Origin of the sequence: Thioalkalivibrio sp. ALE11 (genome assembly GCF_000381205.1) — a bacterium.
Classification (GTDB): domain Bacteria; phylum Pseudomonadota; class Gammaproteobacteria; order Ectothiorhodospirales; family Ectothiorhodospiraceae; genus Thioalkalivibrio.
The window spans coordinates 295,743-322,397 of record NZ_KB906165.1; the positions used below are offsets into that span (position 1 = coordinate 295,743).

Genomic DNA, 26,655 nt, shown 5'->3' on the forward strand with positions numbered 1-26,655 from the left:
CGTAAGGAGGAACCATGGCACTGATCTCGCTTCGCCAGCTGCTGGACCATGCCGCCGAGCATGGCTACGGCATGCCGGCCTACAACGCCAACAACATGGAACAGATCCATTCGATCATGGAGGCCGCGAAGGAAGTGGACTCCCCCGTGATCATCCAGGCGTCCGCCGGTGCGCGGAAGTACGCCGGTGAGCCCTTCCTGCGCCGCATGATCGAGGCGGCTGCCGAGCAGTATCCGGACATCCCGATCGCGCTGCACCAGGACCACGGCGCCGAGCCGGCGGTGTGCCTGCGTTCCATCCAGTCGGGCTTCACCTCGGTGATGATGGACGGCTCCCTGATGCCCGACATGAAGACCCCGTCGACCTACGACTACAACGTCGACGTGACCGCCAAGGTCTCCGAGATGGCTCACTCCTGCGGTGTGTCCGTGGAAGGCGAACTGGGCTGCCTGGGCTCCCTGGAAACCGGTCAGGCCGGTGAGGAAGACGGCTCCGGTGCGGAAGGCACGCTGTCCCACGACCAGCTGCTGACCGACCCGGACGAGGCCGCCGACTTCGTCAAGAAGACCAAGTGCGACGCCCTGGCCATCGCCATCGGCACCTCGCACGGCGCCTACAAGTTCACCCGTCCGCCGACCGGTGACATCCTGGCGATCGAGCGCATCAAGGAGATCCATGCCCGGATCCCGGACACCCACCTGGTGATGCACGGCTCCTCCTCGGTGCCGGAAGAATGGCTGAAGATCATCAACCAGTACGGCGGTGACATGGGCGAGACCTATGGCGTGCCGGTCAAGGAGATCCAGGAAGGCATCAAGCACGGTGTGCGCAAGGTCAACATCGACACCGACCTGCGCATGGCCTCCACCGGCGCGGTGCGCAAGTTCCTGGCCGAGAACCCGAAGGAATTCGACCCGCGCAAGTTCCTGAAGGCCTCGACCGCCGGCATGAAGGACGTCTGCAAGCAGCGCTTCGAAGCCTTCGGCTGCGCCGGGATGGCGTCCAAGATCAAGCCGATGTCGCTGGACGACATGGTTGCCCGCTACAACAACGGCGAGCTGGATCCGAAGGTCAACTGATCTCGCGATCCGCGCACGGATGCACGAAAAAGGGGGCTTCGGCCCCCTTTTTTTGTGCCATCATGGCGGCCTGTCCCGAACAACGGCCCCTCCCCGGAGGTCCCGATGCGTCATTTCGCAGTCCTGCTCCTCGCCCTTGCCCTGATCCTTTCCCTGGCGGCGCCGGCCAGTGCCAATCCCTTCGCGCGCGACGTCGATCCGCAGGACATCGTCGACCGCGCGAAGGACACCCTCACCCGCATGGCCGGGCACCCCGACTATCCTGCGCTGCGCGCCGACCTGCGGGAAGCGCATGCGGTGGTGATCTTCCCGCGCGTGATCCGTGGCGGGTTCTTCATTGGCGGTTCCGGCGGGCTGGGCGTGGCCCTGGCCTGGGACGAAGACGAGGGCGATTACAGTCCCGTGGGGTTCTATTCCCTGGGATCGGTCAGCTTCGGCGTACAGATCGGCGGGGATGCCGCCGAGGTGGTGATGGTGGCACGGCGGCCCGATGCCCGCGATTCGCTGTTTGCCTCGTCCATGCGCCTGGGAGGTGATGCCGAAGTCGCCGCGGGGCCGGTGGGCGCCGGGCGCAGTGCCTCCGTCAATGCGGATTTCATTTCTTACGCGCGGGCGCGCGGGGCGTATCTGGGGATGAGCTTCGAAGGCTCGCGCCTGACGGTTCGCGAAGACTTCAACGAGGCCTACTACGGCGAGGACCTGCGGCCGGTGCACATCCTGGAGGGCCGCAGGGTGGATCACCCCGGGACTCATGCCCTGCGTGATGCCCTGCTCGAGCTCCGCGGAGACGAGGCCGACGAGGTCCCGGCGCGGGGCGGTGAGGATCAGCGGCCGGAGGCCGATCCGGCCGAAGGCGGAATCAGGCCCGATGCGATGGAGGTCGAGACCCTCTGACCGGCCGCCTCCGGGGCTGTCCCCTCGGCCAGTTCGATCACCGGCACTGGTGTGCGCCGTTGCAGGGCGGATGCGTTGTCCAGGCGTGGATCGGTGTCGGGCTGGCGCCGGTTGAGCACGATCCCCGCCAGTGCGAGTCCGCGCCGCTCCAGGGCCTCCAGTGTCAGCAGGCAGGTGTTCAGCGTCCCGAGGCGGTCTTCCGCCACCAGCAGCACCGGCAGGCCGAGCGCCACGGCCAGGTCGGCGTTCAGCGCATCCTCGGCCAGCGGCGAATAAAAGCCGCCGGCGCCTTCCACCAGCAGCGGCCCCTCCGCTTCTTCCCGTTGTGCCTCGCAGGCGTCGACCAGGTCCGCGAGGTACAGCGGGCGACCGGTGTTGCGCGCCGCCTGGTCCGGGGCGAGGGCATCGGGGAACCGCCAGGGGGTCACCCGTGCCACTGCCGCCGGGGGCAGCCCCGCGGCTGCGGTCAGGGCCACGCCGTCGGCGGGATACAGGCCGTCCGGCCCTGTCTCGCAGCCGGATTCCGCCGGCTTGCACGGGACGGGGTTCAGCCCCGCCGCGCACCAGGCCTGCAGCAGCGCGCAGCCGACGAAGGTCTTGCCCACGCCGGTGTCGGTTGCGCTGACGAACAGGCCCGCGGGATTCATGGCCGGTCGAGCGGCGACCCGGTCAGGCGTTCCAGCGCCTCGCGATAGCGCGCCGCCGTCTGATCGGCGATCTCCGCGGGCAGCACCGGGCCCGGGGCCGTCTTGTCCCAGTCCAGGGTCTCGAGGTAGTCACGCACGTACTGCTTGTCGAACGACGCGGGGCTGCGGCCCGGGGTGTATTCGTCCGCCGGCCAGAAGCGCGAGGAGTCGGGTGTCAGGACCTCGTCGATCAGATGCAGGCGGCCTTCGCGGTCGAGTCCGAATTCGAATTTGGTGTCGGCGATGATGATCCCGCGGGCGGCGGCATGCTCGCGAGCCAGGTTGTAGATCGCGATGCTGGCGTCGCGCACCTCGCGCGCGCGCTCCTCGCCGATGGCCGCGGCGACATGGTCGAAGTCGACGTTCTCGTCGTGATCCCCGACCGCCGCCTTGGTGCTGGGCGTGAACAATGGCTCCGGCAGTGCCCCGGCCAGTTCCAGGCCCGGTGGCAGCGGGAGACCGCAGACCGCACCCGTCGCCTGATAGTCCTTCCAGCCGGAGCCGATCAGGTAGCCGCGTACCACCGCTTCCACCGGCAGGGCCTCCAGTCGCCGGACCACCAGGCTGCGCCCCTCGAGCGGCGCGCGCACCCCGGGGTCCGGCACCACCTCGGCCAGCGGTATATCGGTCAGCTGATTGGGGATGCCCAGCTCGCGCTCGATGCGCCGCATCCAGTACACGGTGATCGCGGTCAACACTCGTCCCTTGTCCGGCACCGGGGTAGGCAGGATCACGTCGAATGCCGACAGCCGGTCGGTGGTCACCATCAGCCAGTGGTCGTCGTCCACCCGGTACAGGTCGCGCACCTTGCCGCGGTGGACGCATTCCAGGTCGGGGATGTCACTTTCAAGAAGGGTATCGTTCATCCGCGTATTGTAGCGGCTGTGGCGACACAGGGAACGCGCCGCCGAAGACCGCCGGCCGGCTTGTCGCCGCACGGCGCTCCCGCTATGGTTGCGCGGATGAATATCACCGACACCGCAACACCGCCGCGCGTGGGCGTGGTCATGGGCAGCACCTCGGACTGGGGAACCATGGAGCGCGCGGCCGAACTGCTGGCGCGCCTGGAGATCCCCCACGAGACCCGCGTGGTGTCCGCGCATCGCACGCCGGACCTGCTGTTCGAGTATGCCGAACAGGCACGCGAGCGGGGCCTGTCCGCGATCATCGCGGGCGCCGGTGGCGCCGCGCACCTGCCGGGCATGCTGGCCGCCAAGACGCCGGTGCCGGTGCTGGGCGTGCCCGTGGCCTCGCGTCACCTGCAGGGCGAGGACTCGCTGCTGTCCATCGTGCAGATGCCGCGCGGGATCCCGGTGGCCACCTTCGCCATCGGCGAATCGGGTGCCGCCAATGCCGCGCTGTTCGCGGCCGCGATGCTGGCCACCGGCGACCCCGATCTCGCGGCCCGGCTGGATGCCTTCCGCGCCGAACAGCGCGACGCCGTTCTCGGTCAGTCCCTGCCGCCGGACCCGGCGTGAACCGGTCATGATTGTTCCGCCCGCCACCCTCGGCTTGCTGGGCGGCGGCCAGCTGGGCCGCTATTTCGTGCTGGCCGCGCGCCGTTCGGGCTATGCCGTGATGGTGATGGACCCGGACCCGCGCAGCCCGGCCGGAGCGGTCGCGGACTGGCACCGCGTCGCCGCATTCGACGATCACGCGGCGCTGGATCAGCTGGCCGATGCCTGCGCGGTGGTCACCGCCGAGTTCGAGAACATCCCCGCCGAATCGCTGGAACGGGTCGCGGCGCGTGGTTGCCTGCGGCCGGGGGTGCGGGCGCTGACGATTGCCCAGGATCGCCTGGAGGAGAAGCGCTTTCTGGGCGAGGCGGGCATCGCGGTGGCGCCGTGGCGACCGGTGCTGGCCGGTCGTGATCCGCAGCCCCCGGCCACCGGGGCCGGCGAGCCGCGCTTCCCGGCGGTGCTCAAGACCGCTCGCCTGGGCTATGACGGCAAGGGGCAGGCCCGTCTCGAGGATCCGGACCACCTGGCCGCGGCCCATGCCGGGCTGGGCGGGGTGGACTGCGTGCTGGAAGAGCAGGTCGAGCTGGCGCGTGAGGTTTCGGTGATCGTGGCGCGCGCGCCCGACGGGCGCAGCGAGGTGTGCCCGGTGGCCGAGAACCATCATCGCCACGGCATCCTGCATTTGACCCGGGTCCCGGCGCGTCTGTCCGCCCCACTGGAGCAGCAGGCCCGTGACGTCGCGCTGCGGGTTGCCGATCATCTGGATTACTGCGGGGTGCTGGCGGTGGAATTCTTCGTGACCGCCGGCGGCGAGCTGCTGGTCAACGAGATCGCCCCGCGGCCCCACAATTCCGGCCATTACACCCTGGATGCCTGCAGCGTGTCGCAGTTCGAACAGCAGCTGCGAGCGGTCTGTGGCCTGGCGCTGGCCCCGGCCCGGGCGACCGCTCCGGTGGCCATGGTCAACCTGCTGGGCGACCTGTGGCCGGCGGCGACGGCGCCGGACTGGACCGGCGTGCTCGGCGAGTCGCGGGCCCGGCTGCATCTGTACGGCAAGGCCGAGGCCTGTCCGGGGCGCAAGATGGGGCATGTGAACGTGGTCGGCCTGCCGGGCGAGGACGACGCCGACGCCGACGCGGTAGCCGACGTCGCCGAATCCCTGTGGCGGGGCCTCGCCGGAGAACCATCGCAATGAGTCGGAACGATTTTCCCCATGCCGCCGCTCGTCGCGCGCGTCAGGCCGAACTGAAACAGGACCTCGAGATCGAGGAGACCCTGGAAGGCGTGCCGCTGCGCCTGCGCACCACGTGGGGCCTGTTCTCGCCGCGGCGGATCGACGACGGGACCCGGCTGTTGCTGCGGCACGCCGAGATCGGATCCGGTGATCGCTGCCTCGATCTCGGCTGCGGCTACGGCCCGATCGGCCTGGTGATGGCGCACAAGGCCGCCCCCGGGGCCTGCACCCTGGTGGACACCAACTTCATGGCGGTGGAATACGCCCGCGCGAATGCCGAGCGTAACGGGCTGAGCAACGTCGAATGCCTGCTGAGCAACGGCTTCTCGCATATCCGCGACCGTCGCTTCGATGTCGTCGCCTCCAATCTCCCGGCCAAGGTCGGGCGCGAGCTGCTCTATACCTGGCTGCTGGATGCGCACGAGCAGATGAACCCCGGAGGGCGGTTGTATGTCGTGACCATTACCGGGCTGCGACGCTTCATCGAGAAGGGGTTTCGCGAGGTGTTCGGCAACTACGACAAGCTCAAGCAGGGGCGCGACTACACCGTCGCCCTGGCGCGCCGCGAGGAGGACTGACCCGTGGCCGAGGGTGCGGCCGATCTGCCCGTCGCGCTCCAGGTGCTGGTGGCCCTGCTGACCGGGGCGGGGCTGGTCGTGATGCTGCGTCGCATGCCCTGGGAGGCCTTTTTCATCCCCGGTCGCGCGCAGCTGTTCGTCGGCGCATTCATCGCGCTGCTGGTCATCTGGACCCTGCGCGCGCAGACCGTGGACGGCCTGGCCCTCCACCTGATGGGCATGACCGCAGTGACCCTGGTGTTCGGCTGGCAGCTGGCGATCCTGCTGGCGTTTCTGGTGGTGGGCGTGCTCGGACTGTTCGGCGTGCTGCCGATGTCGACCGTGCCCCTGACCGTGTTGCTGGCCGGCATCCTGCCGGTGGCGGTGACCTGGGGGCTGCTGCGCCTGACCGAAACCCGCCTGCCGCCGCACATGTTCATCTATCTTTACGGGGTGGCCTTCCTCGGAGGGGCGCTGTCGGCGGTGGTCGCGGTGCTGGGTACCGCGGCGGTGTACGGCCTGTTCACCGAACTGGCCTGGCACGAGGTCTATCGCGACTACGTGCGCTATCTCCCCCTGCTGATCCTGCCCGAGTCGGTGGTCAACGGCATCGTGGTCACGGCCCTGGTGGTCCTGCGCCCGGGCTGGCTGGCCACCTGGTCGGACGAGCGCTATCTCCACGGACGCTGACCTGCCCCGATCAAATCAGCATTTGTTTAATGAACCGTTCAGGAAGTGCCTGCTAATGTTCCTTCCACGCAGCGGCCGAGACCCTGTGCACAAAACCCGAAGGATCCAGCAGGAGACAACAACAATGAAGAACGCATTCGCGCTGATGACCGGGGCCGGTCTGGCCCTCGCCTTTACCCTCCCGGCGCAGGCGGCCGACATCAAGGCCGGGCAGTCCATGTACCAGGCCGTGTGTGCCAGCTGCCACCAGGCGGACGGGCGTGGTCAGGCGATCTTCCCGGCCCTGAAGGGTCAGGACGCCGCCTACGTCACCGACAAGCTCGAACGCTACCGCGCCGGCGAGCAGGTGGGCGACAACACCGCGCTGATGCGCCCCCACGCGCAGTCGCTGAGCGACGAGGACATCGCCAACGTGGCGGCCTTCATCGAGACCGAGTTCGCCGAATAAGGCGCGGTTTGCCCCGGGGGCGACGCTCGTCGGCCCCGCTGCGCGGTCCCGGATTTTTGCCCGGGGCCGCGCCTTCGGGTAAAGTTTTGCGGTTCAGAAGAACCGGCACGCGCCGGTCTCCTTCCCGATTTAACCTTCGCGAGGCACCGCATGGCACAACCCGACCTGATTGCTCCGTCCATCCTGTCCGCCGATTTCGCCCGGCTGGGCGAGGAAGTCGAGAACGTCCTCAACTCGGGCGCCGACATCGTCCACTTCGACGTGATGGACAACCACTATGTCCCCAACCTGACCATCGGTCCGCTGGTCTGCGAAGCCCTGCGCAAGCACGGCATCCAGGCGCCGATCGACGTGCACCTGATGGTGAAGCCGGTGGACCGCATCATCCCGGATTTCGCCCAGGCCGGTGCCAGCTACATCACCTTCCATCCGGAGGCCTCCGACCACATCGACCGCACTCTGCAGCTGATCAAGAGCGAGGGCTGCAAGGCCGGGCTGGTGTTCAATCCGGCGACCCCGCTGTCGCATCTGGATTACGTGATGGACAAGGTCGACATGATCCTGCTGATGTCGGTGAACCCCGGTTTCGGCGGGCAGAAGTTCATCCCCGGCACGCTGGACAAGCTGCGCGAGGCGCGCCAGCGCATCGACGCCTCCGGGCGTGATATCCGCCTGGAGATTGACGGCGGCGTGAAGGCCGACAACATCCGCGAGGTCAAGGCGGCCGGCGCAGACACCTTTGTGGCCGGATCCGCGATCTTTGGTGCGGGTGAGGATTCCGATCCCAACCGCTACGACAGCATCCTCAAGAAGATGCGCGAGGAGCTGGCCGGCGCCTGAGGCGTCCGCGTCCCGCTCGTCCCTTCCGCCCGTCGCCGCGAGGTGCCCGTGAGTCTGAAACGTCCCGCCATGATCCTGATCGACCTGGACGGCACGCTGATCGACAGCGTGCCCGATCTGGCCTGGAGTGTGGACGCGATGATGCGCGAGCTCGGTCTGCCCGAGCGCGGCGAGGCCGCGGTGCGCAACTGGGTGGGCAACGGCGTCGAGCGGCTGGTGCAGCGTGCGCTGGTCAACGATCTCGACGGCGAGCCCGACCCGGAGCTGTACCAGCGGGCCCTGCCGGTGTTCATGCGGATCTACCAGGAGAACACCGCCGGGCGCAGCCCGCTGTATCCCGGCGTGCGCGAGGGCCTGGACCGGTTGAAGGCCGAGGGTTACCGCCTGGGCTGCGTGACCAACAAGGCGGGCTGCTTCACCCGCCCGTTGCTGGCGGAGAAGGGCATCCTCGACGACTTCGAGATCGTGGTCGCCGGCGACGACCTGGACAAGAAAAAACCGGACCCCGAGCCCCTGTGGCATGCCGCACGCGAGCTGGGCGTGAAGCCGGAGGATTCGCTGATGGTCGGGGATTCGAAGAGCGACGTGAAGGCGGCGCGCGCGGCGGGATTCCAGATCGTCTGCATGACCTACGGCTACAATCACGGGGACGACATCCGCGACCAGAATCCGGACGCGGTGCTGGACCGTCTGGACGAGCTCCCTGCGCGACTGCCGGCACGGGCGGCATGAGGCCGGTCATGGACGCCTGCTTCCCCGCGACCGGACGATGGCGCGACGGCCTCTGAACCGCCGTCCTTCATCCGACCCGTTGCCAGGAAATGTCCGCCATGACCCCCGAACAGTTCGACGAACTCGCCCGCGAGGGGCATAACCGCATCCCGCTGGTGCGCGAGGTGCTCGCCGACCTCGAGACCCCGCTGTCGATCTTCCTCAAGCTGGCCAACCGGCCGTATTCGTATCTGTTCGAATCGGTGCAGGGCGGCGAGCGCTGGGGGCGCTATTCGTTCGTGGGGCTGCCGGCCCGCACCCTGGTGAGGGTGCACGGCCACGAGATCACGGTGGAGACCGACGGCGAGGTGGTCGAACGCGAGACCGTGGCCGACCCGCTGGCCTGGATCGAGGCCTATCAGGCGCGTTTCCGGGTGGCCGATCTGCCGGGCCTGCCGCGCTTCACCGGCGGACTGGTCGGCTACTTCGGGTTCGAGACCGTGCGTCTCATCGAGCCGCGCCTGGACGGCCCGGACAAGCCTGACGAACTGGGCCTGCCGGACATCCTGCTGCTGGTCTCCGAGGAAGTCGTGGTCTACGACAACCTGTCCAGTCGCGCGTACCTGGTGGTGCATGCCGATGCGTCCCGGCCGGACGGGCAGGCGGTGGCGTCCGAGCGCCTGGACGAACTCGAGACCCGTCTGGGCGAGCCGCTGGTTCCGCCGGACGATCCGCCGCATCCGCACGCGGTGCCGGAATACGTTCCCGGCTGGTCGGCCGAGGGCTTCCAGGCGGCGGTGGAGAAGGCGCAGCAGTACATCCTGGACGGCGACGTGATGCAGGTGGTGCTGGCACAGCGCATGAGCGTGCCGTTTTCCGCGCCGCCGCTGGATCTCTACCGCGCCCTGCGCGAACTGAATCCTTCGCCCTACATGTATTACCTGGACCTGGGCGATCACCACGTGGTCGGCGCGTCGCCGGAGATCCTGGTGCGCCTGGAGGACGAACGCGTGACCGTGCGCCCGATCGCCGGGACCCGGCCGCGCGGGCGCGATCCGGACGAGGACCGCGCGCTGGAGGCCGAACTGCTGGCCGATCCCAAGGAGCGTGCCGAACATCTGATGCTGATCGACCTGGGGCGCAATGATGCCGGCCGGGTCAGCCGCACCGGCTCGGTGCGGGTCACCGACACCATGGTGGTGGAACGCTATTCGCACGTGATGCACATCGTCTCCAACGTGGAAGGCGAGCTGGCGCCGGGGCTGTCGGCGATGGACGTGCTGCGCGCGACCTTCCCGGCCGGCACGGTCAGCGGCGCGCCCAAGATCCGAGCGCTGGAGATCATCGACGAGCTGGAGCCGGTCAAGCGCGGGCCGTACTCCGGGGCGGTGGGGTATCTCTCCTGGTCCGGCAACATGGACACCGCGATCGCCATCCGCACGGCGGTGCTGCACGAAGGCGAGCTGCACATCCAGGCCGGGGCCGGCGTGGTGCACGACTCGGTGCCCGAGAACGAGTGGCAGGAGACCCTGAACAAGGGCCGCGCCGTGGTGCGCGCGGCGGAGACTGCGCTCGGCGGGCTGGGGCCGCGCCGCCACCGCCGCTGATTTCGCCGCCGGCGCGGGTGGACCCCCTTTTGCCCGGGTTTCCGGGCTTCGTTCCTCGCGCCGCGCTACGCTTGTCCGCAACTCGCCGTCCAGGCCATCCGGGAGCCCGACATGATCCTGATGCTCGACAACTATGACTCCTTCACCTACAACCTCGTGCAGTATCTGGGCGAGCTGGGGGCGGAGGTGGCCGTGCATCGCAATGACCGCATCACCCCGGAGGACATCGCCACGCTGGACCCCGCCGGGATCGTCATCTCCCCGGGTCCCTGCACCCCCAACGAGGCCGGGGTATCGCTGGCGGTGATCGAGCGCTTCGCCGGCGAGATCCCGATCCTCGGGGTCTGCCTCGGGCACCAGGCCATCGGGCAGGCCTTCGGCGGATCCGTGGTGCGCGCCCGCGAGATCATGCACGGGAAGACCTCGCCGGTGCATCACACCGGTCAGGGCGTGTTCACCGGGCTGGAGAATCCGCTGGAGGCCACCCGCTATCACTCGCTGGTGGTGGATGCCGGCTCGGTGCCCGACTGCCTGGAAGTCACCGCGTGGACGGAACACGCCGACGGCAGGCGTGACGAGATCATGGGACTGCGTCACCGTGAACTGGACGTGGAAGGCGTGCAGTTCCACCCGGAATCCATCCTTACCCGTCAGGGCCACGAGCTGCTGGACAACTTCCTGCGCCGCCTGCCGCAGCCGGCGTGACGCCGGGGAAACGCGAGCCCATGTGCGCGTTCGCGCTCCAGACGCCTTTGCGTGACCACCCGGCGCGACGACTGCCGTGCCGTCATTGAGCGACCGCCGTACCCGGCTGCGCTATGCGCTGCTGGTGGCGCCGCTGGTGATGCTGGCGCCGTTCTCGCTGGATACCTATCTGCCGTCGTTCCCGGCGATGGCCGAGGCCCTCGCGGTGGACTCGGCGGCGATGCAGGCCACGCTGTCCGCCTACCTGGTGGCGTTTGCCCTGTCCACGCTGGTCACCGGTCCGCTGTCGGACGCCTTCGGGCGGCGCCCGGTGGTGTTGTGGGCGCTGTTCGCCTATCTGCTGATCTCCGCTCTGCTGGTGGTGTCCACCGCCTACTGGCAGGTCGTCACCCTGCGCATCCTGCAGGGGTTGGCGGCGGCCACCGGGGTGGTGGTCGGTAGGGCGCTGGTGCGCGACCGTTTCGACCCGACCGATGCGCGCCGGGTCTTTGCTCTGGTCACCATGGTGTTCTCCATCGGGCCGGCTGCCGCACCCATCATCGGGGGCTGGCTGCAGGCCGGCTTTGGCTGGCGCTCGGTGTTCGCCTTCCTCGCGCTGTACGGCGGCGTGCTGCTGCTGGCGGCGCGGGCGTTCCTGCCGGAGACGCTGCCGCCGGTCGGGCGGGTGCGCAGCCGGCCACCGGCGATCGTGCAGGGCTATCTGCGCACCCTGCGCAACCCGCGATTCCTGCGGCCGGTGGGGGTGCACGCGGCGATGTTCGGGGCGATGTTCATCTTCATCGCGGCCTCGCCGACGCTGATCTACGAGCATCTGGGCGGGGACGAACGCGATTTCTGGTGGCTGTTCCTGCCGCTGGTGGCGGGGCTCCTGCTGGGGGCGTTCGTGGCCGGGCGCTCGGCCGCGCGCCTGACGCCGCAGGCCGCCGTGAGCATCGGCCTGGGCCTGAGCGGAACGGCCCTGGTGCTGATCGGGGTCGGTGCCTGGCTGGACGGACCGGTGGTGTCGATCACCGGGCCGTTCGCGCTGTACAGTTTCGCCCTGGCCACGGCCATGCCGTCGCTGACCCTGCTGGCGCTGGACTGCTACCCCGGGGCACGCGGCATGGCCTCGGCAATGCAGGCCTTCGTGCAGCTGGGCATCAGTGCATTGCTGACGCTGTTCCTGGTCGACCATCTGGATGATGATCCGCGCCACCTGGTGGCGGGGGCCCTGGTGGTGTGGTTGGTCGGGGCGCTGATCTGGTGGCTGGGCGGCGGTCCGCGCGACGTGCCGCGCGCCCCGGCGGCCGGTCGACCTGCGTAAAGCCGCGCGTTTCCCTAAACTGTGCCCCGTTGATCCCTGACCGCCCAGCAGCCGGAGAACGAACGTGACCCTGCCCCAAGCCATTGCGAAGCTGGTTGAACGCCAGGACCTGGACGCCGACGAGATGACCGCCGTGATGCGCGCGGTGATGGGCGGCGAGGCGACCGATGCCCAGATCGGCGGCCTGCTGGTCGCCCTGCGGATGAAGGGCGAGACCATCGACGAGATCCGCGCCGCCGCCGGGGTGATGCGGGAACTGGCCACGCGGGTGGACGTCCCGCGCGCCGGCCTGGTGGATACCTGCGGGACCGGGGGCGATGCCTCCGGGACCTTCAACATCTCCACCGCCTCGGCACTGGTGGCCGCGGCCGCCGGGGTGCGGGTGGCCAAGCACGGCAACCGGTCGGTGTCCTCGCGTTCGGGCTCCGCCGATGTGCTGGAAACCCTGGGCGTAAACCTGGAGCTGGGCCCCGACGCGGTGGCCACCTGCATCCGGGAGGTCGGAGTCGGCTTCCTGTTCGCCCCGGCCCATCACGGGGCGATGCGCCATGCGATCGGGCCACGCCGGGAGCTCGGCGTGCGCACGCTGTTCAACGTGCTGGGGCCGCTGACCAATCCGGCCGGTGCGCCCAACCAGGTGCTGGGGGTGTTCTCCGCGGACTGGCTGCGACCGCTGGCGGAGGCCCTGAAGGGTCTGGGTTCCGAACACGTGATGGTGGTGAACGCCGAGGACGGGCTGGACGAGATCAGCATCGGCGCGCCGACCCGGGTGGCGGAACTGCGCGACGGCGAGATTACGGAATATACCCTGCGGCCGGAGGATGTCGGCCTCACCACCGCCGCCCTGGACACCGTGCGGGTCGCCGACGTGGCGGCCTCGGCGGCGATGCTGCGCGACGTGCTGGCGGGTACGCCGGGACCCGCGCGCGACATCGTCCTGCTCAACGCCGGCGCGGCGATCTTCGTGGGCGGCGGCGCGCCAAGCCTGGAGGCGGGCGTACGCCGGGCCGCCGAGGTGATCGACAGTGGCGCCGCCCGCGAACGACTGGAACAGCTGCAGGCCGTCTCCACGCGGCTGGCACAAAAGGAGAGTTGAAACATGAGTGACGACACCCCCGATATCCTCGAGCGGATCCTCGAACGCAAGCGCGAGGAGCTGATCGAGCGCTCCGACGTGCAGCCCCTGCGCGAACTGCGTGGCTGGCTGACGTCGGCGGAGGAGCCGCGCGGTTTCCGCGCCGCGCTGCAGGCGGACATCGACGCCGGGCGCGCCGCGGTGATCGCCGAGATCAAGAAGGCCAGCCCCAGCAAGGGGCAGATCAGTCCGAACTTCAACCCGGACGCGTTCGCGCGTTCGTATGCCGAGCACGGGGCCACCTGCCTGTCGGTGCTGACGGACGTGAGCTTCTTCAAGGGCCGCGACGGTGACCTGCGTGCGGCGCACGTGGCCTGCGACCTGCCGATCCTGCGCAAGGACTTCGTGATCGACCTGTATCAGGTCTACGAGGCGCGGGTGCTGGGGGCCGATGCGGTGCTGCTGATTGCGGCGGTGCTGGATGACACCAACCTGGGCGAACTGATCTTCCTCACCCGCGAGCTGGGCATGGATCCGCTGGTGGAGGTGCACGACGCCGAGGAACTGGAGCGCGCGGTACGCCTGGGTGCGGACCTGATCGGCATCAACAACCGCGACCTGCGCAGTTTCGAGACGCGTCTGGAGACCACCCTGGAGCTGCTCGACCGGGTGCCGGAAGACGTGCTGCTGGTGACCGAGAGCGGCATCCACACCGTCGAGGACGTGCAGCGGATGCGCGACGCGGGGGTGAATGCGTTCCTCGTGGGCGAGGCCTTCATGCGCGAGGAGGATCCGGGCGCAGCCCTCGGGCGGCTGTTCCGCGGCGAGGGCTGAGCCGGGGCCGGGGGATCAGCGCGTGCCGTAGACCACGATGGTCTTGCCGTGCGCGCTGATCAGGCCGCGTTCTTCCAGTTCCTTGAGCACGCGGCCGGCCATCTCGCGCGAGCAGCCGACGATGCGCGCCAGTTCCTGGCGGGTGATGCGCAGTTGCATGCCGTCGGGGTGGGTCATTGCGTCGGGCTGCTGAGCGAGGTCGAGCAGGGTGTGCGCGATGCGGCCGGTGACGTCGACAAAGGCGAGGTCCATGACCTTGCGCGAGGTCTGCCGCAGGCGGGCGGCGATCTGCCGGGTCAGCAGCATCAGGATCTCGGGGTCGCGCATCGCCAGCTCGCGGAAGCGCGTGTAGGGGATCTCCGCGGTGTCGGTGTCCTCGCGGGTGACGACCGTGGCGCTGCGCGGGTCGTCCTCGAACAGCCCGAGCTCGCCGAAGAATTCGCCGCGGTTGAGATAGGCCAGCACCAGTTCGTGGCCGTTGTTCTCGCCCAGCACGGAGACCGAGCCGCCGAGTACGTAGTACAGCGTGTCCGGTACCGTGCCCGCCTGGATCACGGTGGTGCGGCGCGGATAGTGGCGGCGCTGGCAGTGTTCCAGCAGACGCTCCATCGCCGGAGAATGGTTGGGCATGGCCGCTTGGGCCGGGGAAGGCTTGCTCATGATTACCGGTTCGATCGGGAGAACACGTTAAAGTGTAGTGCACGAGAGTGTAATGCACCCGGCGGGGGCTTCGGTGACGATTCTGCTTCGACGGGTTCACAAAAATATCGGGCAGGGTGGATAAATGCGGGTACGCGTGAAATGGCTGGACGGTGTGGCTTTCGTCGGCGAGACGGACAGCGGCCACGCGGTGGTGATGGACGGGGCGCCGGACGCCGGCGGGCGCAACCTGGGGGCGCGGCCGATGGAGATGCTGCTGCTGGGACTGGGCGGCTGCACCAGTTTCGACGTGGTGGCGATGCTGAAGAAGTCGCGGCAGGATGTGCTGGACTGTCAGGTGGACATCGACGGCACCCGCGCCGACGAGGTGCCGAAGGTCTTCACCGACATCCATGTGCATTTCCGGGTGTACGGGAACGATCTGTCGCAAAAGCACGTCGCACGGGCGGTACAGCTCTCCGCCGAGAAATACTGTTCGGCGTCGATGATGCTGGGGGCGTCGGCCCGCGTGACCCATGATTTCGAGATCGTGGAAGGGCCGGCTCCGCGCTGAGCCGCTGGCGGGTGCAAGCCGTTGACTCGCCGCGTGATGTCTCTACAATTCGCCGCTCCTTACGGCCCGGGCAAGAGGGTACGCCATGTCGCGTCACAAGAAGCAGATCAAGCTCCACGGCTTCAACAACCTGACCAAGAGCCTGAGCTTCAATATCTATGACATCTGCTATGCGTCGGGCGATCGTCATCGCGACGAGTACATCGCCTACATCGACGAGGCCTACAACGCCCAGCGTCTGACGCAGATCCTGACGGACGTGGCGCACCTGATCGGTGCCAACATCCTCGACATCTCGCGCCAGGACTACGATCCGCAGGGCGCGTCGGTGACCATGCTGATCTCCGAGGAGCCGGTGGCCACCGAGCAGATCGGCTACACCGAGGGCCCGGGACCGCTGCCGGAGACCGTGGTCGGGCATCTCGACAAGAGCCACATCACCGTGCACACCTATCCGGAGGCGCATCCGGAGGGCGGGATCGCAACCTTTCGCGCGGATATCGACGTGTCCACTTGCGGGCGCATTTCACCGCTGCGCGCGCTGAACTACCTGATCCACAGCTTCGAGTCGGACATCGTGATCATGGACTACCGGGTGCGCGGCTTTACCCGGGACGTGCGCGGCAAGAAGCACTTCATCGATCACAAGATCAACTCCATCCAGGACTTCCTGTCGCGCGACACCAAGGACAAGTACCAGATGGTGGACGTGAACGTGTACCAGGAGTACCTGTTCCACACCAAGATGGTGCTGAAGGATTTCGACCTCGACAACTACCTGTTCGGGCTGGGCAAGGACGACTACTCGGCGAAGGAAGCCAAGCGCATCGCCAAGCTGCTCAAGCACGAGATGATGGAGATCTTCTACGGCAAGAACATGAGCCGCGGGAGCTGACGCGCCGCGCGGGATGCCCGGCCCGGGGAAACCGGGCTCAGAGCCGGTAGGCGGTGTGCGTCATGATCTTCGAGGTCAGCGGCATCAGCACGCTGCGCACCGGCCACGGCAGGGTCCGACCCCCCATCGCCATGGCCTTTGCCCCGTGTTCCACCTCTTCCTGCTTCATTTGCTCGAGGATGCGCGCCGACACGGTGTCGGAGGGCGGCAGGCGGTCCAGGTGGCGGTCCAGGTGCTGCTCCACCTGGCGCTCGGTCTCGTCGACAAAGCCCAGGCTGTAACGGTCCCCGGCCAGCCCGGCCAGCGCACCCACGCCCAGCGAGCTGACGTACCACAAGGGCGTCAGCAGGCTGGTGTGCATGCCCATCTCGTGGACCCGCCGGGCGCACCAGTGCAGGTGGTCGCCTTCCTCGCGTGCCGCCTGGTCCAGCTGCGCGCGAATCGCCGGGGTGCGGGCGGTGAGCATCTGTCCCTGATACAGGCCCTGGGCGGCCACCTCGCCGGCATGGTTGACCCGCATCAGCCGCCCGGTTTCCTGACGGTCGTGGTCGTCCAGCATCGGACCGGGTTCGTCGCCACCGGGCGACGGGCGGCCGGTGGAGCGGGCATGCCCGGAGACGACCTTGACGAGGGCGTCGGCCTGGGTGATCAGATGATCCAGCGGGGAGAGTCGGCGCATGGCGGGCGCTCGGGTATGGGCCTTGTCTCAGGTTACCGCGAGGCGCCCCGCAAGGAAACGGGCCGGGGAGACAAGCGGCGGGTCTTCAGGCGATTGCGGCTGCAGGGCGCGCAGATGCACCCGGCAACCCACGTTGCCGGAGACGATGCAGTCAGGAGCCTCCGTACCCAGGGCCTGCAGGGTCTGCTGTCCCAGGGCATCGGCCTGCTCCGGCCAGGCGAGCATCGCGGTGCCACCGGCGCCGCAGCAGTTGGGGAGGGACGGGGTCCCGGCGAGGGTCACGCCGGGCAGGCCGCGCAGCAGCGTCGGCAGGATCTCGCCCTCGCGGGTGACGTTCCGCTGGGTGCAGGGGCGATGCAGGGCGACGCGCACCGGGTCTTCGCGCCAGCCGTCACGGGGCGGCCCGTGTTCCTCCAGGTGTCGGGCGACGAAGCGCGTGAGGCTGGTCGCGCGGGCGCCGGGGAAGCTGTCGGCGGCCTCGCGCAGGGTCGCCTCGCAGCCGCTGTCGAGGACGATCACCGGCGGGCCATCCTCGGCCGCACCGAAGGCTTCGCGATTGTGCCGCTCCAGTTCCGTGGCTGCCGCGGGGCGTCCGGCGTGTCGGTCCAGGGCGCCGCAGCAGGTCGGGGAGGAGGGGATGCCCACCTTCAGACCCAGCGCATGCAGGACGGTCAGGGCCGCTTCCAGGTCGGGCCCGGTGAAGAAGGCGTCCATGCAGCCGGTGAACAGCAGCACGTCGACCGCGTCGGGCGGGCCGTCGGCGCGCAGCCGGGGAGGCGGGGCGAGGCTGGGGCGCGCATGTTCCAGGGCCCGGCGCACGGTGGCGTCCAGTCCCGGGAGCCCGGCGCGCGGCAGGCGTGCGGCGGCCCGGGCCCCGAGGCCGGCGAGTCGCCGCAGCCGGGGCGATCCCAGCAGGCGGTCGTGCAGCATGCGAGGCATGGGCAGCGGGGCGCTCTCCGGCGCGTCCGATTCCTGAAGGAGGATTTCGCGGGTGCGGTCCATCAGGGCACCGAAGGGGACTCCGGCCGGGCACACGGCTTCGCAGGAGCGGCAGCCGAGACAGCCTTCCAGATGGCTGCGCAGGCGGGGGGACTGCGGATCGAGCTCGCCGCGGGCCAGGCCCTGCATCAGGGTCAGGCGACCTCGCGGGGAGTCGCCTTCCTGCCGGTGCAGTCCGTAGGTGGGGCAGTGGGGCAGGCACAGACCGCAGTGCACGCACTGATCCACCGCCGAAAGCCCCGTGTACTTCGGGGGTAGGTCGGAGCTCCCCAGCGGCTTTGCTAGGGTCCCGGGCCCGTTTGCCGACCCGGAGGGTCCCATGTTGTCGCGTGTACCGCGTTCTGCCGCCGTACTGTTGTCTTCCGTCATGTTTGTCAGCATACCAGTCTCGCAGGCTCAGGCCTGGGATGCGGAGGGATGGGAAACCACTCTGGAGGCCGGAGCCTCGCTGACGACCGGGAATACCGAGTCGGCCACCGCCAGCGGTCGGATCCGCGCCGAGCATACCGCCGAGTTGTGGCGCAACCGGCTGCGTGGCGACGCGCTTTTCACCGAGGAAGACCGCGAGACCACGGGGCAGCGTTATATCGCGGGGTACCAGCTTGACCGGCGTCTGGCGGAACACGATTACGTGTTCGGCGCGCTGCGTTACGAACGCGACCGTTTCAGCAGCTACGACTATCAGGCCTCGCAGACCGTGGGTTACGGCCGGCGTCTGGTGGATCGCGAGCGCCTGCGACTGGATGGCGAGATCGGCGCCGGCGCCCGTCAGGCACGCCTGGCCGAATCCGGCGAGTCCGACACCGACGCGGTCGGCCGGATCGGGGGCAATCTGCGCTGGGACATCAGCGAGAGCGCACGTCTGACCGACGAGCTGCTGATCATCAGCGGTCGGGACAACACCGAGGTCGAGAACATCCTCGCCCTGACCGCCGACATGACCGACCGCATGGCTTTGCGGACCAGCTTCACCGTCAAGCACAACACCGATGTCGAGCCTGGCAAGAAAAACACCGATACCATCAGTGAGGTCAGCCTGGTCTGGCGTTTTCGCTGAACCGGCCGGACACAGTATGATGAAGCGGATTTGATCCGGGAGCATCGCATGGGCTATTACCAGCGGCATATCTTCTTCTGTACCAATTGCCGGGAAGACGGCAACTGCTGCGAGGATCACGGGGCGACCGAGATGCGCTCGTATGCCAAGAACCGGGCCAAGGAGATGGGCATCCACGGCAAGGGGCAGGTGCGGGTGAACACCGCCGGCTGCCTGGACCGCTGCAACGAAGGCCCGGTGGCGGTGGTGTATCCCGAAGGCGTCTGGTACACCTACCAGGACGAGCGCGACATCGACGAGATCCTGGAAGAACACCTGGCGAACGGACGGATCGTCGAACGCCTGCAGATCTGACACGGCGGATACCCGGCGGGGCCTTGACTTCACCATCCCGGCCCGGGAGAATTCGCAACCCGCGTGGCTACGTAGCTCAGCTGGTTAGAGCACATCACTCATAATGATGGGGTCCCCTGTTCGAATCAGGGCGTAGCCACCAACCAGATTCAAGGGGCTGCCTCGGCAGCCCTTTTTCGTTTGGGTGTCGGGCTCCGGTGACGCGTATTGCCGCGATTCCGGGGGATGGCTACACTTGGCGCGCTGTTTCCACTACCCGCGCAGGCCCGAACCATGAAACGTTACGGTATTCGCATTCGCATGCCCGAGGACGCGACCTTCCGCATGCCGCATCTGCTGGGTCCCGACTGGGAGGCCTGTCGCTGGTACGAGACCGAAGAGGCCCGCGAAAAGGCCTTTGCCGAGACCACCGCCGATCTGTCGAACTACCGCAAGGGTGACCGCCCCGCTCAGATCGTCGAGCGCATCGAGCGCGACGCCTGATCCCCGTTTCCCGCCTCAGCCGACGTTTCCGGTGAGTGTCCCCATGTCCATGGGTTCCATCAGGTAGCACAGGCAGTCCTGGGTGATGACCCGGCTGTCGAGGGTCAGCATGGACGGCATCGCGTCGCGCCGCAGGCGGATCTCCTCCCCGCGGGTCTCCAGATAGGTCCCGGTGACCTCCGCGCCGTCCTCCGCGGTGACCACCAGCGGGTCGTCCACCTCCGGCTGGCGCCGCACCAGGCAGGACCCGGCCGGCAGCATCTGGAAGTTGAGCCGGTCCAGGTCGGGTTCCAGGCGGACGTCCGCATCCGTTCCGGTGCTCGCCCGCATCCCCGGACGCAACCGCACCCGCGCCACGGTGTGGTAGATGTCGATCGCGTCGCGCTCCGGCGGATGGTCGGGGAAGGCGCTGAGGTGCAGCACCGCATCCACCATCTCGAAGGCGTGCTGTACCCCGGCGGCATCGTCCGGGTGCCCGCATTCCAGGGTGACCGAGGGCGCCAGCTCGGCCAGGGCCATGGAGGCGACGCCGCGCGGGCGGGTGAAATAGACCACCGTACGTCCGAACAGGGCGGCCAGCTGCATGAACGCCGGGTCGAGGCGGTTGATGCAGGCGTAATGCGGGTTGCGTCCGGTGTTGTTGTGCAGGTCGATGGCCGCGAACAGCCCCCGCTCGCGCAGCCGGGCCACCAGTGCGGCGAAGCTCTCCGCCTCGGGTGATCCCGGCTGTTCGGTGCCCGGCCAGATCCGGTTGAAGTCGGGCTGCTGGTCGAGGTGGCGCTGGTCCAGCGCGGCGGCCTGCGGGTTGCCGATTACCAGGGTCAGCGCGCGCGGCAGCTCGCGATGGGTGTAGTGGCGCAGCAGCTGCTGGATGGCATGCAGGCCGACCGGTTCGTTGCCGTGCAGCAGGAGCACCACGGCCACCGCGGGCTCGCGGCGCCCGCCGAGGTGGATCAGGGCCGGTTCCGGCACGACCTCGCTCAGGGTGCGTGGCGTGGCGTCGAGAAAACCGTCGGGCAGCTCGAAATATTCGCGGATCGCGGGTCGGTCTTGCGGCATGATTCGGTATCTCGGGTTACAGGCCCCAGGTATGTACCGGGGCGCCGGTGTTCTGCCAGCCGCGATAGGCGCGCACGAGTCCCGCCCAGTCGCGTCCGTGTCGCGCGACCCAGCGGCGCTGCCAGACGCTTCCGGTCTGGCCGCTGTCCACGCGCGCGGCGATGATGCCCAGCAGCGCGTCGCGCTCGCCGGGGTCGATCTCCAGGTTCTCCAGGCCTTCGGCGGCCCGCGGCAGCAGCTGGTGCCGGATCAGGCGCGGGGCCGGGAGCGGGTCCGCGTGGCCCCAGCGCAGTCGCGCGTGCAGGCCTTCGCGGGCGGCATGATAGAAGTTGTCGCGGGCTTCGGCGAACGGGGTGTGGGCGGTGCCGTCCCCGGGGGCATCGCGCAGCCATTCGATCAACCCCAGCGCGAAGGCGGCGTTGGCCAGCATGTCGATCAGCGACGGGCCGGCGGGCAGGCAGCGAAACTCCATGCGCAGGTGATGCCGGCCCCCGGCGTCGGTGCCGACGATCGGCCGGTTCCAGCGCCAGATGGTGCCGTTGTGCAGCGCGAGATGGGCCAGATCCTCCGGCGGATGCTGCAGGTCGACCGGCAACATCACCGGGAAATGGTCCCGGTTCTCGCGGAAGAGCTCACCCACCGACTGGTGCAGATAACCGCTGCCGAAGGTGACCCGGCGGATCGGCCCCCGGGCCGAGTCGGCGAAGCCGCCGCTTTCCACCGCCTGCTCGAACAGCGGGATGCGGCTCTCTTCCCACAGCTCGTGCCCGAACAGATAGGGCGAGTTGCCGGCCGCCGCGAGTACCGGGGCGCTGGCGACCATGGCCGCGTTCAGGCTGCGATGCGCCTCACCCGGTGCGCAGCCGATATGCACCTGGAACGACGTGGCCAGGGCCTCCAGCATCACGTCGTCGTGGTCATGCAGCAGGTGTTCGCGGCCGCGGATGTCGACGTGCAGCGGCCGCCGCGCCCGGTTCTCCAGTACCGCCTCGTTCAGCGCGCGAAAGCGCGCCTGGGGTGACATGCGGTGCTGGCCCAGCTCCTCCGGGGGCAGGGTGGCGAGGCTGCCGGCCATCAGGATCCCGCCATTGAAGCGCGCGGCCGCGCGATCCGCCCGTTTCACGGTGTCCCGCAGCTCCTGCAGGATCGCGGTGAAGCAGCCCGGGCCCGCGGTGAACACGCTGGTGTTCAGTTCCACGTTGAAGCGGGCCAGCTCGCGCGACACCAGCGGGCTGTCCATCGCCTCCAGGAAGGCATCGTTCTCCGCCAGCGCCCGGCCCTCGGCGTCGCACAGCCAGGCCTCGATTTCGAAGCCCAGGGTGGTCGGACCCCGCGGAGTATCCCGGTGGCTGTCCAGCCAGGTCAGCAGCAGATCGGTCTCGTGGGCCAGGGCCCGGCGGAACCGTTCACGGTCCTCCGGGGTGAAGTACTCCGAGCCGATCTCCTCGCCCATGGATCAGTCCTCGTCCGTGTCCGCGTCGTCGGGGGCGTCTTCGTAAAGCGACTCGAGGAGGTCCCCCCAGAGCTGCTCGTGGTGTTCGATGAACGCCAGCAGCGCCTTGCGGAAAGCCAGGTAGTCGGCCTCGAAGCGCTCGAAGTCCTCGCCGCCGTTGAGCAGTTTGGCGGCGCGGTCGGTCTGGTTGAGGCTGTCGCGCAGGTTGAGGCTGGCGGCCATTGCCCCTTTTACCCGTTCGCGTTCGTGCGGGATCCAGGCGCGATCGGACAGCAGGGAGCGCAGGTTTTCGCCCAGCTCCAGCAGGCGCTTGCGCAGGCGTGGCACCGCGCCGATGGTGCCGGTCTTGAGGTCGGCCCACACTGCGTCGGTCATCAGTTGCGCCCAGCGCTCGCGCAGGTCCGTTGTGGTGTCCGGGTCAAAGGCGAACGAGGCCTCGAGCTGTTGCGGATCGAAGGGCATTGCGTATCCTTGGCCAGAGAAGTGTGTCGCGTGCGCGCGGCAACCCGGTCCGGAACCGGGAATAGCGTCCCCGGGGACCGCGTCCTACAGGGTACAAGAACAAGCAGGGCCGCACAGACGGCCTGCAGGATGTGAGGAGACAGAACAATGGCGACCTGGTTCGCGCAAAGGCGGCTGCGCCAGCAGGTTTGCGACCTGCGGCCGCAGATGTACCGCATGGCCTATGCCTGGTGTCACGACGCCGCGCTGGCCGACGATCTGGTGCAGGAGGCCATGATGAAGGCCCTCACCCGGCTGAAGTCGTTGCAGGACGAGAATGCCCTGAAGTCCTGGGTGTTCCGCATCATGACCAACTGCTACCGCGACTGGGGACGGCGGCAGAAGGACACGGTGGACGTCGACAACATGGAGCTGGCCTGCGAGGACTGCCCGGAGCAGCAGACCGAGCGCAACCGCCGGGTGGCGGACGTGCACCAGGCGATGGCCCGGCTCAGCAGCGATCACCGGCAGGTGGTGTCGCTGGTCGACCTGGAGGGCTTTGCCTATGCCGAGGTCTCCGAAGTGCTGGACGTCCCGATCGGCACCGTGATGAGCCGCCTCAGCCGCGCCCGGGCACAACTGAAAAAGCAGCTGCTGGAACAGCAGCAGGCCCCGCAGGACACAGCGGCGACGGAATCCGCCGCGGAACCCGCTGAAGAGGAGCCGCAACTCAGGGTAGTAAGGAGCCAGAATGGCTGAAGACCGACTCAAGGCGCAGGACCGTCCGAGCGAAGAGATTCTCAACGCCTTCGTCGATGGCGAATTCTCTCCGGAGGACCGGCTGCAGACCCTGCAGGCGATCGCCTCCAGCGAGCACCTGAGCCGTGAGGTCTGTGACATGCACCAGCTCAAGGAGCTGGTGGCGATGGCGTACAAGGACGTGGAACCGCCGGCCCGGGGTCACCGTGGCGGGGCGGATGACCACGGCGGTGCCGGCGGCCGCTCCGGTGGGGCGGGATTGCTCCGCTCGCCGAGGGGTGGTCCCCGGCGTACCGGCTGGTTCTCATCGGTGGCCGCCGGTGTCGTGGCGCTGGTGCTGGGCTCGGTGGCCGGTTACGAGGTGACCCGGGACGCCGGCTGGTTCGTGGACGGGGCGGGGACCGGCTCGGCAGCCCATGCGACGGCGTCCGAAGGCCAGGGGGTGCCCGAGCTCGACGACACCGTCAGTGCCCTGTTCACGGAGATGGCGGAAGCCGAATCCGCGGGCGGAGCCGCCGCACCGCAGCCGGTCCATGCAGCCAGCGAGACCGATCAGATCCTTCTGCATGTCAATGACGCCGACCGGGTCGCGATGGAGGAGCTGCTGGACGACATCGAGGCGATGTTCAACGAGGCCGCGCGCGATGGCCGGCAGCTGAACGTCCAGGTCGTGGTCCACAACAAGGCCATCAACATGCTGCGCGCGGACCGGGCCCCGTTCCCGGAGCGGGTCGACAGTCTGAGCCGGGAACACCCCGGACTGCGGTTTACGGCCTGCAACGAGACCCTCGGCCGCCTGGCGCGGGAAGAGGGGCTGCAGGATATCGATATCCTGCCACAGGCCGAGCGCATTGATTCGGGTGTGGCCGAAGCTGCCCGTCGTCAGGCGGAAGGCTGGATCTACATCAAGGTCTGATCCGGGGCGGGAGCGTCGAGTGCCCTCCTCTCGGACGCTTCCGCTGCTCCGCTGGGCCGGCCTGTGCCTGCTGCTGGCGGCCCTGCAGCCGGTCGCGGTCGCGGGGGAGGGTGGCGCGGCACCCGACGCCGGCCCCTCCGTCACCCGGATCGTCTACCACCTGGATTCCGGCGACCGCGAGCATTTCTCCAACGTCCTGCGCTATCTCAAGGAGCACCTGGGCGACCCGGGCCACGGGCCGGCCGACGTCCGCATCGTGCTGCATGGCGAGGGGGTGCGCCTGCTGGAATCGGCCTCCATGGACACCGCCACCGCCATTCGCATCGACACCCTGCGGCTGCAGGGCTTCGAGTTTCTGGTCAGCCGGCGATCCATGGAGGCCCGTGGCCTGGAGCGCGCCGATCTCCACGACGTGATCCGCGACGAGATGGTGACCAGCGGGATCACCGAGCTGTATCGCCTGCAGCGCAAGGGGTTTACCTACATCAAGCCCTGATCCGTGGTCGCGAGATCGCGATCCAGCGCCGCCAGCCGCTGCGGCGTGCCGATGTCCCGCCAGTGGCCGCGGTAGTGTTCGCCGCTCACCCGGCCCTGCGCGATCGCCTCGCGTAGCACCGGCCCCAGCGGGCGGCGGCCCGGCTCCAGCGACGCGAACAGGGCCGGGTGATACCAGCCGATGCCACTGAAGGTCAGGCGTTCCGGGCCGGTGTCGGTGGTGACGCGGCCGTCGGCGCCCAGGGCGAAGTCCCCGTCCGGATGCTGCGGCGGGTTGTCCACCAGCACCAGATGGGCCAGTGGGGCATCGTGTTCTTCGATGGCCCCCGGCAGCCGCGAGGGGGGTACGAGCGGGTGGTCGCACCATATGTCGCCGTTGATCACCAGGAAGGCTTCGGGGCCCAGCAGGGGCAGGGCCTGGCGGATGCCGCCGGCGGTTTCCAGGGCGCCGGCGGGTTCCGGCGAATAGCGGATCTTCAGCCCGAAGGCCGAGCCGTCGCCCAGCCGCCGGGGGATCTGCTCACCCAGGTGGGCGGTGTTGATGATGACCTCGCCAAACCCCGCGCGGGCCAGGCGTTCCAGGGCCCAGACGATCAGGGGTTTGCCGCCGGCCTCCAGCAGGGGCTTGGGGCGTTCGTCGGTCAGCGGGCGCATGCGTTCGCCGCGCCCGGCGGCGAGGATCATGGCCCGTTTCACGCGCGTGCCTCCGGCGCGGGTCCGGGAGTCGCGGGATCGCCGGGGAGATGCCGCCGAAACCACTGCGCCACGGGCTGCAGGTCCGGGTGCGCCAGTCCGCGCCGCACCAGCGTCTGCAGGCGCGGTTCGTGGCGGCGGTAGTCGGGCTTGCCGTCACGCCGGTGCAGCCGGGTGAAGATGCCGAGGATCTTGATCGCGCGCTGGACCCCGAGCACCCGGTAATGCACGCGAAAGGCCTCATCGGGCCACCCGGTGGCCTGCAGGTAGCGCGCGAGGGCCTCCCGCGCGACTGCGGGTGAAACGTCGCGTCGCGCATCCTCCAGCAGCGATACCACGTCGTAGGCCGGGCTCCCGAGCACCGCGTCCTGGAAGTCCAGCAGCGCGCAGCCCGTACCTTCCGGCGGGATCATCAGGTTGTCCACGTGAAAGTCGCGCAGCACCAGCGTGGGCTCCAGGTACGGCAGGGCGTCCAGGGTCTGCGTCCAGGCCGTTTCCCAGGCGCCGCGGGCGGCCTCCGCCGGTGGATGGCCCTGTTGTTCCGGGACATACCAGTCGATGAACAGGCGCGCCTCGTCCAGCAGGCGCGGGGTGTCGTAGGCGGCCAGCGCGGGTGTGGCCTCCGCAGGCCGCTGTGGCCAGGCCCGGTGCAGGTCGGCCAGCCGGTCGATGGCCCGCTGATACAGGGCCTTCTCGTCCTCGCCCTCGGCCAGTGCCCGGGTGAACGTGCGGTCGCCGAGGTCCTCCAGCACCAGGAAACCCGCGTCCGGGTCCTCGTCATGAATGCGTGGCGGACGCTGGCCGAGGGCCTCCAGCAGACGGGCGATGCGCAGGAACGGGGCCACCGGTTCGCGTTCCGGCGGGGCATCCATGATGACCACCGGCTCACCGTCGCGTCGCGCGCGGAAATAGCGGCGGAAGCTGGCATCCGCGCGCAGCAGTTGCAGCCCCTCGAAGTACCCGGGTCGCTGCGCCAGCCAGGCCTGCAGGGCGGTGGCGCGGGTATCCTCCGGCACCGAAGATGCGCTCATGCGGC

Annotated in this window: 32 protein-coding genes and 1 tRNA gene; 23 read left to right on the forward strand and 10 right to left on the reverse strand. The window is 68.8% G+C overall.

Features of this window, described 5'->3' with window-relative positions; translation table 11 throughout:
• Window positions 1-14 precede the first annotated feature (14 nt).
• Window positions 15-1,079, forward strand: coding sequence for a class II fructose-bisphosphate aldolase (gene fba / locus F620_RS0103510; protein WP_019569472.1), 1,065 nt, complete (start codon window positions 15-17; stop codon window positions 1,077-1,079).
• A 105-nt stretch (window positions 1,080-1,184) separates the two neighbouring features.
• A complete protein-coding gene (locus F620_RS0103515; protein ID WP_019569473.1) occupies window positions 1,185-1,973 on the forward strand; it encodes a lipid-binding SYLF domain-containing protein in 789 nt (262 codons plus the stop codon).
• Here F620_RS0103515 and bioD read toward each other — a convergent pair.
• Together bioD and F620_RS0103525 are read right to left on the reverse strand one after the other, a co-directional pair.
• Entirely contained in the window at window positions 1,904-2,620 is a 717-nt protein-coding gene (bioD, locus tag F620_RS0103520) for a dethiobiotin synthase (protein WP_019569474.1), read from the reverse strand. The genes F620_RS0103515 and bioD overlap by 70 nt on opposite strands.
• Window positions 2,617-3,525, reverse strand: a complete 909-nt coding sequence (locus tag F620_RS0103525; protein ID WP_019569475.1) for a phosphoribosylaminoimidazolesuccinocarboxamide synthase — start codon at window positions 3,523-3,525, stop codon at window positions 2,617-2,619. The genes bioD and F620_RS0103525 overlap by 4 nt, the downstream gene beginning before the upstream one ends.
• A gap of 96 nt (window positions 3,526-3,621) precedes the next feature.
• Between F620_RS0103525 and purE the strand changes: the two genes are divergently transcribed.
• The 12 genes from purE (at window position 3,622) to trpC (ending at window position 14,123) form a co-directional block, all read left to right on the forward strand.
• Window positions 3,622-4,137 (forward strand): 5-(carboxyamino)imidazole ribonucleotide mutase, encoded by a 516-nt coding sequence (purE, locus tag F620_RS0103530; RefSeq protein WP_019022698.1) that lies wholly within the window; start codon window positions 3,622-3,624, stop codon window positions 4,135-4,137.
• A 7-nt stretch (window positions 4,138-4,144) separates the two neighbouring features.
• Complete coding sequence (locus F620_RS0103535; protein WP_019569476.1) at window positions 4,145-5,314, forward strand: 5-(carboxyamino)imidazole ribonucleotide synthase; 1,170 nt, start codon at window positions 4,145-4,147, stop codon at window positions 5,312-5,314.
• A complete protein-coding gene (locus F620_RS0103540) occupies window positions 5,311-5,931 on the forward strand; it encodes a class I SAM-dependent methyltransferase (RefSeq protein ID WP_019569477.1) in 621 nt (206 codons plus the stop codon). Before F620_RS0103535 ends, F620_RS0103540 begins: the two co-directional genes overlap by 4 nt.
• A gap of 3 nt (window positions 5,932-5,934) precedes the next feature.
• Window positions 5,935-6,600, forward strand: a complete 666-nt coding sequence (locus F620_RS0103545; protein ID WP_019569478.1) for an energy-coupling factor ABC transporter permease — start codon at window positions 5,935-5,937, stop codon at window positions 6,598-6,600.
• Window positions 6,601-6,724: 124 nt separating this feature from the next.
• A complete protein-coding gene (locus F620_RS0103550) occupies window positions 6,725-7,048 on the forward strand; it encodes a c-type cytochrome (RefSeq protein WP_018869709.1) in 324 nt (107 codons plus the stop codon).
• Window positions 7,049-7,198: 150 nt separating this feature from the next.
• Entirely contained in the window at window positions 7,199-7,888 is a 690-nt protein-coding gene (gene rpe / locus F620_RS0103555) for a ribulose-phosphate 3-epimerase (protein WP_018869710.1), read from the forward strand.
• Window positions 7,889-7,936: 48 nt separating this feature from the next.
• Entirely contained in the window at window positions 7,937-8,620 is a 684-nt protein-coding gene (locus F620_RS0103560; protein ID WP_026300895.1) for a phosphoglycolate phosphatase, read from the forward strand.
• Between the two features lie 98 nt (window positions 8,621-8,718).
• Window positions 8,719-10,206, forward strand: coding sequence for an anthranilate synthase component I (gene trpE / locus F620_RS0103565; protein ID WP_018869712.1), 1,488 nt, complete (start codon window positions 8,719-8,721; stop codon window positions 10,204-10,206).
• 111 nt (window positions 10,207-10,317) lie between these two features.
• Window positions 10,318-10,911 (forward strand): aminodeoxychorismate/anthranilate synthase component II, encoded by a 594-nt coding sequence (locus F620_RS0103570; RefSeq protein ID WP_018869713.1) that lies wholly within the window; start codon window positions 10,318-10,320, stop codon window positions 10,909-10,911.
• Between the two features lie 85 nt (window positions 10,912-10,996).
• Window positions 10,997-12,214, forward strand: a complete 1,218-nt coding sequence (locus F620_RS0103575; protein WP_019569479.1) for a multidrug effflux MFS transporter — start codon at window positions 10,997-10,999, stop codon at window positions 12,212-12,214.
• 64 nt (window positions 12,215-12,278) lie between these two features.
• The gene (gene trpD / locus F620_RS0103580; RefSeq protein WP_019569480.1) at window positions 12,279-13,310 is read left to right on the forward strand and encodes an anthranilate phosphoribosyltransferase; all 1,032 of its coding nucleotides are present in this window, start codon (window positions 12,279-12,281) and stop codon (window positions 13,308-13,310) included.
• A gap of 3 nt (window positions 13,311-13,313) precedes the next feature.
• On the forward strand, window positions 13,314-14,123 hold the full coding sequence (gene trpC / locus F620_RS0103585; RefSeq protein WP_019569481.1) for an indole-3-glycerol phosphate synthase TrpC: 810 nt from the start codon (window positions 13,314-13,316) through the stop codon (window positions 14,121-14,123).
• 15 nt (window positions 14,124-14,138) lie between these two features.
• Here the strand turns inward: trpC and crp are convergent, their stop codons facing one another.
• A complete protein-coding gene (gene crp / locus F620_RS0103590; protein WP_018947530.1) occupies window positions 14,139-14,753 on the reverse strand; it encodes a cAMP-activated global transcriptional regulator CRP in 615 nt (204 codons plus the stop codon).
• 154 nt (window positions 14,754-14,907) lie between these two features.
• Between crp and F620_RS0103595 the strand changes: the two genes are divergently transcribed.
• Both F620_RS0103595 and speD read left to right on the forward strand, forming a co-directional pair.
• A complete protein-coding gene (locus F620_RS0103595) occupies window positions 14,908-15,336 on the forward strand; it encodes an OsmC family protein (protein ID WP_019569482.1) in 429 nt (142 codons plus the stop codon).
• 85 nt (window positions 15,337-15,421) lie between these two features.
• On the forward strand, window positions 15,422-16,231 hold the full coding sequence (gene speD / locus F620_RS0103600) for an adenosylmethionine decarboxylase (protein WP_018869719.1): 810 nt from the start codon (window positions 15,422-15,424) through the stop codon (window positions 16,229-16,231).
• A 37-nt stretch (window positions 16,232-16,268) separates the two neighbouring features.
• Here the strand turns inward: speD and coq7 are convergent, their stop codons facing one another.
• Together coq7 and F620_RS0103610 are read right to left on the reverse strand one after the other, a co-directional pair.
• Window positions 16,269-16,910 (reverse strand): 2-polyprenyl-3-methyl-6-methoxy-1,4-benzoquinone monooxygenase, encoded by a 642-nt coding sequence (gene coq7 / locus F620_RS0103605; RefSeq protein ID WP_019022708.1) that lies wholly within the window; start codon window positions 16,908-16,910, stop codon window positions 16,269-16,271.
• A gap of 27 nt (window positions 16,911-16,937) precedes the next feature.
• Window positions 16,938-18,125: a (Fe-S)-binding protein gene (locus F620_RS0103610; protein ID WP_019569483.1), complete on the reverse strand. Its 1,188-nt coding sequence runs from the start codon at window positions 18,123-18,125 to the stop codon at window positions 16,938-16,940.
• A gap of 103 nt (window positions 18,126-18,228) precedes the next feature.
• Between F620_RS0103610 and F620_RS0103615 the strand changes: the two genes are divergently transcribed.
• The 4 genes from F620_RS0103615 (at window position 18,229) to F620_RS0103630 (ending at window position 19,803) form a co-directional block, all read left to right on the forward strand.
• Window positions 18,229-18,966: a YdiY family protein gene (locus tag F620_RS0103615; protein ID WP_026331297.1), complete on the forward strand. Its 738-nt coding sequence runs from the start codon at window positions 18,229-18,231 to the stop codon at window positions 18,964-18,966.
• 48 nt (window positions 18,967-19,014) lie between these two features.
• Window positions 19,015-19,320, forward strand: coding sequence for a ferredoxin (locus F620_RS0103620; protein ID WP_018869723.1), 306 nt, complete (start codon window positions 19,015-19,017; stop codon window positions 19,318-19,320).
• Between the two features lie 65 nt (window positions 19,321-19,385).
• Window positions 19,386-19,462: transfer RNA gene (locus tag F620_RS0103625), tRNA-Met, on the forward strand.
• A gap of 131 nt (window positions 19,463-19,593) precedes the next feature.
• Window positions 19,594-19,803 carry a hypothetical protein gene (locus F620_RS0103630; protein WP_024328285.1) on the forward strand — a complete coding sequence of 70 codons (210 nt, stop codon included), beginning with the start codon at window positions 19,594-19,596 and terminating at the stop codon, window positions 19,801-19,803.
• Between the two features lie 15 nt (window positions 19,804-19,818).
• Here the strand turns inward: F620_RS0103630 and F620_RS0103635 are convergent, their stop codons facing one another.
• The 3 genes from F620_RS0103635 to F620_RS0103645 are packed head-to-tail and all read right to left on the reverse strand — an operon-like array spanning window position 19,819 to window position 22,777.
• A complete protein-coding gene (locus F620_RS0103635) occupies window positions 19,819-20,862 on the reverse strand; it encodes a M14 family metallopeptidase (protein ID WP_018869726.1) in 1,044 nt (347 codons plus the stop codon).
• Between the two features lie 16 nt (window positions 20,863-20,878).
• Window positions 20,879-22,315 (reverse strand): hypothetical protein, encoded by a 1,437-nt coding sequence (locus tag F620_RS0103640; RefSeq protein ID WP_019569485.1) that lies wholly within the window; start codon window positions 22,313-22,315, stop codon window positions 20,879-20,881.
• Between the two features lie 3 nt (window positions 22,316-22,318).
• Window positions 22,319-22,777 (reverse strand): hypothetical protein, encoded by a 459-nt coding sequence (locus F620_RS0103645; protein ID WP_018869728.1) that lies wholly within the window; start codon window positions 22,775-22,777, stop codon window positions 22,319-22,321.
• Window positions 22,778-22,924: 147 nt separating this feature from the next.
• On the opposite strand from F620_RS0103645, the gene F620_RS0103650 reads away from it, so the two are divergent.
• From F620_RS0103650 to F620_RS0103660, 3 genes are read left to right on the forward strand one after another with little or no spacing between them, the layout of a single operon-like run.
• Complete coding sequence (locus F620_RS0103650; RefSeq protein WP_019569486.1) at window positions 22,925-23,515, forward strand: RNA polymerase sigma factor; 591 nt, start codon at window positions 22,925-22,927, stop codon at window positions 23,513-23,515.
• On the forward strand, window positions 23,508-24,431 hold the full coding sequence (locus F620_RS0103655; RefSeq protein ID WP_019569487.1) for a hypothetical protein: 924 nt from the start codon (window positions 23,508-23,510) through the stop codon (window positions 24,429-24,431). Before F620_RS0103650 ends, F620_RS0103655 begins: the two co-directional genes overlap by 8 nt.
• Before the next feature lie 19 nt (window positions 24,432-24,450).
• Entirely contained in the window at window positions 24,451-24,927 is a 477-nt protein-coding gene (locus F620_RS0103660; protein WP_019022714.1) for a DsrE family protein, read from the forward strand.
• Here the strand turns inward: F620_RS0103660 and murU are convergent.
• Complete coding sequence (gene murU, locus F620_RS0103665) at window positions 24,912-25,610, reverse strand: N-acetylmuramate alpha-1-phosphate uridylyltransferase MurU (RefSeq protein ID WP_019569488.1); 699 nt, start codon at window positions 25,608-25,610, stop codon at window positions 24,912-24,914. The two genes, F620_RS0103660 and murU, sit on opposite strands and share 16 nt — an antisense overlap.
• Window positions 25,611-25,618: 8 nt before the next feature.
• Entirely contained in the window at window positions 25,619-26,650 is a 1,032-nt protein-coding gene (locus F620_RS0103670; protein ID WP_019569489.1) for an aminoglycoside phosphotransferase family protein, read from the reverse strand.
• Window positions 26,651-26,655 lie beyond the last annotated feature (5 nt).

Bases quoted from the DNA above. Each gene is read 5' to 3' on its own strand.
- fba (WP_019569472.1), top strand. From the start codon at position 15: ATGGCACTGATCTCGCTTCGCCAGCTGCTGGACCATGCCGCCGAGCAT.
- F620_RS0103515 (WP_019569473.1), top strand. From the start codon at position 1,185: ATGCGTCATTTCGCAGTCCTGCTCCTCGCCCTTGCCCTGATCCTTTCC.
- bioD (WP_019569474.1), bottom strand. From the start codon at position 2,620: ATGAATCCCGCGGGCCTGTTCGTCAGCGCAACCGACACCGGCGTGGGC.
- F620_RS0103525 (WP_019569475.1), bottom strand. From the start codon at position 3,525: ATGAACGATACCCTTCTTGAAAGTGACATCCCCGACCTGGAATGCGTC.
- purE (WP_019022698.1), top strand. From the start codon at position 3,622: ATGAATATCACCGACACCGCAACACCGCCGCGCGTGGGCGTGGTCATG.
- F620_RS0103535 (WP_019569476.1), top strand. From the start codon at position 4,145: ATGATTGTTCCGCCCGCCACCCTCGGCTTGCTGGGCGGCGGCCAGCTG.
- F620_RS0103540 (WP_019569477.1), top strand. From the start codon at position 5,311: ATGAGTCGGAACGATTTTCCCCATGCCGCCGCTCGTCGCGCGCGTCAG.
- F620_RS0103550 (WP_018869709.1), top strand. From the start codon at position 6,725: ATGAAGAACGCATTCGCGCTGATGACCGGGGCCGGTCTGGCCCTCGCC.
- rpe (WP_018869710.1), top strand. From the start codon at position 7,199: ATGGCACAACCCGACCTGATTGCTCCGTCCATCCTGTCCGCCGATTTC.
- trpE (WP_018869712.1), top strand. From the start codon at position 8,719: ATGACCCCCGAACAGTTCGACGAACTCGCCCGCGAGGGGCATAACCGC.
- F620_RS0103570 (WP_018869713.1), top strand. From the start codon at position 10,318: ATGATCCTGATGCTCGACAACTATGACTCCTTCACCTACAACCTCGTG.
- trpC (WP_019569481.1), top strand. From the start codon at position 13,314: ATGAGTGACGACACCCCCGATATCCTCGAGCGGATCCTCGAACGCAAG.
- crp (WP_018947530.1), bottom strand. From the start codon at position 14,753: ATGCCCAACCATTCTCCGGCGATGGAGCGTCTGCTGGAACACTGCCAG.
- F620_RS0103595 (WP_019569482.1), top strand. From the start codon at position 14,908: ATGCGGGTACGCGTGAAATGGCTGGACGGTGTGGCTTTCGTCGGCGAG.
- speD (WP_018869719.1), top strand. From the start codon at position 15,422: ATGTCGCGTCACAAGAAGCAGATCAAGCTCCACGGCTTCAACAACCTG.
- coq7 (WP_019022708.1), bottom strand. From the start codon at position 16,910: ATGCGCCGACTCTCCCCGCTGGATCATCTGATCACCCAGGCCGACGCC.
- F620_RS0103615 (WP_026331297.1), top strand. From the start codon at position 18,229: ATGTTGTCGCGTGTACCGCGTTCTGCCGCCGTACTGTTGTCTTCCGTC.
- F620_RS0103620 (WP_018869723.1), top strand. From the start codon at position 19,015: ATGGGCTATTACCAGCGGCATATCTTCTTCTGTACCAATTGCCGGGAA.
- F620_RS0103630 (WP_024328285.1), top strand. From the start codon at position 19,594: ATGAAACGTTACGGTATTCGCATTCGCATGCCCGAGGACGCGACCTTC.
- F620_RS0103635 (WP_018869726.1), bottom strand. From the start codon at position 20,862: ATGCCGCAAGACCGACCCGCGATCCGCGAATATTTCGAGCTGCCCGAC.
- F620_RS0103640 (WP_019569485.1), bottom strand. From the start codon at position 22,315: ATGGGCGAGGAGATCGGCTCGGAGTACTTCACCCCGGAGGACCGTGAA.
- F620_RS0103645 (WP_018869728.1), bottom strand. From the start codon at position 22,777: ATGCCCTTCGATCCGCAACAGCTCGAGGCCTCGTTCGCCTTTGACCCG.
- F620_RS0103650 (WP_019569486.1), top strand. From the start codon at position 22,925: ATGGCGACCTGGTTCGCGCAAAGGCGGCTGCGCCAGCAGGTTTGCGAC.
- F620_RS0103655 (WP_019569487.1), top strand. From the start codon at position 23,508: ATGGCTGAAGACCGACTCAAGGCGCAGGACCGTCCGAGCGAAGAGATT.
- murU (WP_019569488.1), bottom strand. From the start codon at position 25,610: ATGATCCTCGCCGCCGGGCGCGGCGAACGCATGCGCCCGCTGACCGAC.
- F620_RS0103670 (WP_019569489.1), bottom strand. From the start codon at position 26,650: ATGAGCGCATCTTCGGTGCCGGAGGATACCCGCGCCACCGCCCTGCAG.